Genomic DNA, 2651 nt, shown 5'->3' on the forward strand with positions numbered 1-2651 from the left:
TGTAGCGCGTCAATCTGTATGAGAAGCCAGCGACAATCTGGATGAGAAATCGGTGTCGCGGCCCTGCTCCTTTTTATGCTCCCTCCCCTGGTAGGCAAGCGGTGTCATCCGTGTCCGTGTCGCTGGGCGACACGGAGTGACTCGTCTTGAGTGTCGCGCGCGTTGCCGGCCGCCCTTGCGAGCGCTTGTTCTCCATCGCGGTCCGGCGACGGTAGCTGTCGACGTTGAGCTCGAAGAGGGTGGCGTGGTGGACCAGGCGATCGACGGCGGCCAACGTCATGGCGGGATCCGGGAAGATCTTGCCCCACTCGCCGAACGGCTGGTTGGCGGTGATCAGCAGCGAGCGTTGCTCATAGCGCGCGCTGATCAGCTCGAACAAGACGCTGGTCTCGGCCTGGTCCTTGGTGACGTAGGCCAGGTCATCAAGGATAAGCAGGTGATACTTGTCGAGTTTGGCGATGGCGGCCTCGAGGGTGAGCTCCCGACGGGCCACCTGGAGCCGCTGCACCAGGTCGGTGGTGCGGGTGTAGAGCACTCGATAGCCCGCCTCCACCAGGGCCAGGCCGATGGCCGCCGCCAAATGGCTCTTGCCTCCGCCGGGGGGACCGAACAGGATCAGGTTGGCGCCTTCATCGAGCCAGCGATCACCACTGGTCAAGGCCATCACCTGGGCCTGGGAGACCATCGGCACCGCGGTGAAGTCGAAACTGTCAAGTGTCTTGCCCGGCGGCAGCCGGGCATCGGTCAAGTGGCGCTCGAGCCGGCGCCGGGCACGTTCGGCGAGCTCGTGTTCGGCGAGGGTGGCCAGCAGCCTCGCCGCCGGCCAGCCCTCCTGATCGGCTTGGTCGGCGAAGCGCGACCACACGGCCTTGATGGTGGGCAGGCGCAGGTCGGTGAGCATCAAGGTGAGCCGCGCGGCATCGGTCATCGGGGGAGCCCTCATGCCACACCTCCCACCATCGGGCGGTCCATCAGCGCGTCATAATCCACCAACGCTCCCAGCCGCACCTCGACATGGGGCAGCTCACTCGGGGCGGGACCGAAGCGTTCCCGCAGCGCGTCGAGGTTCGGCAACTCGCCGGCCTCGAGCAGCGCCTCCAGGTGCTGCGCGAGTGCCGCTTCACAGCCCCGCTCGTGGGCCAGGGCCAGCAGGCCGACCATGCAGCGGCAGGCCAAGCGGGCCTCCCCGCCCGCGAGCAAGGCGTCGAAGGTGCGCCGATAGGCCTCCCGCGGGAACAGCTGATCGCGGTAGACCAGGTTCAACAACGCCATCGGCTTGCGCCGCAGGGCATGAATGACATGATGGTAGTTGACCACATGGCCATGTCGGCCGCCGCGCTGAGCGCGACCGCGAGGCAGAGTCAGCAGCGCGCTGCCGCCGATGAACACTGCCAGGCGGTCATCATACAGGCGTACCCGCAGCTGATGGCCAATCAGCCGGGACGGCACCGAGTAGAACACCTTGCGCAGCGTGAAGCCGCCGGAGGACGTCACCCGTACCCGAATCTCCTCGTAGTCCTGGCTACGTTGCCGGGGCAGCGGCTGCAGCATGGCGCGCTCAGCGTCGATGCGAGGCTGATGCCGAGCGTTGCGCCGACTGACCAGTTCATCGATGAAGGCCCGATAGGCGGTCAGGTCATCGAAGTGGCGTGAGCCGCGCAGCAGCAAGGCATCGTGGATGGCGCGCTTGAGGTGGCCATGGGCACTCTCGATGCTGCCGTTCTCATGGGCCACGCCGGTGGTATTGCGGGTCGGCACCATGCCGTAATCCCGGCACAGCGCCTCGTAGCGCTGGGTGAGGTCATCCTGTGCCGCCTGCCCGAGATTGCGAAAGGCCGCTGACAGGCTGTCGGTGCGGTGCTCGCGCGGGGCGCCGCCAAGGGCCCACAAGGCGTTCTGCAGCCCCTCCGCCAGCGCGACGAAACTCTCGCCGCCCAGCACCACATGGGCGTGCTGGAAGCCGCCATACACCATCCGGAAGTGGTACAGGCGATGATCCAACGGTCCCTCGGCCACCGTGACCTGCAGGTCGGCCATATCGGTGAAGTCGGACAGGCCCATGTGCCCGGGTTCATGGGTCTGGCGAAAGATGACCTCCTGGTCCGGCCCATGCACCGCCCGCCAGGCGCGCACCCGACGCTCCAGGGTCCGCCGGATGTTGTGGTCGAGCTCGGGATGGCGGCGCCGCAACTCCTCGAACACGGCGATCGGCCGCAGTCCCGGTGCCGCCTCCAGCAGGGGAACCACCTCCTCGTCGAAGAGACCGGCCAGCGGATCGGGTCGACGCCGGGTGCGGGGTGCCGCCGTCTGTGACGGCAACCGAGGATCGTCCTCGAGGCGGTAAGCCGTGGCGGTGCTGAACGCGGCCTTGGCAGCGGCGGCGGTGGGACTATCACTACGGCGAAAAGTCATGTAAAGCCTCACTTGGTGATCGGTGATGTGTCGTCCCGGCACGGGGTGCTCCTCTTTGGCGAGAAGACCACTCTAAGCCGGGTTGGCCGCGATCACCCGGCGAGGTTCCCGAAGGGGACCCCGCCGTCCTTCCCTCGTCGACGTCGCTCGGGCTACGCCCTCCCGACGTCGACAACCGAAGGTCTCGGCTTTCTCATCTTGATTGTCGCGTGACTCTCATCTTGATTGTCGCTCTATAC

General features: G+C 66.6%; 2 protein-coding genes. Both read right to left on the reverse strand.

Annotated elements, in window-relative coordinates; translation table 11 throughout:
* Positions 1-73 precede the first annotated feature (73 nt).
* Positions 74-943, reverse strand: a complete 870-nt coding sequence (gene istB, locus OP497_RS17405) for an IS21-like element helper ATPase IstB (protein WP_280550760.1) — start codon at positions 941-943, stop codon at positions 74-76.
* Positions 940-2454: an IS21 family transposase gene (gene istA / locus OP497_RS17410; RefSeq protein WP_280550762.1), complete on the reverse strand. Its 1515-nt coding sequence runs from the start codon at positions 2452-2454 to the stop codon at positions 940-942. Before istA ends, istB begins: the two co-directional genes overlap by 4 nt.
* Positions 2455-2651: the final 197 nt, after the last annotated feature.

This window comes from Halomonas sp. 11-S5, from assembly GCF_029889825.1.
GTDB lineage: Bacteria > Pseudomonadota > Gammaproteobacteria > Pseudomonadales > Halomonadaceae > Halomonas.

What these genes read in the sequence shown, in the direction of transcription:
- istB (WP_280550760.1), bottom strand. Translation starts at nt 943, where the DNA reads ATGAGGGCTCCCCCGATGACCGATGCCGCGCGGCTCACCTTGATGCTC.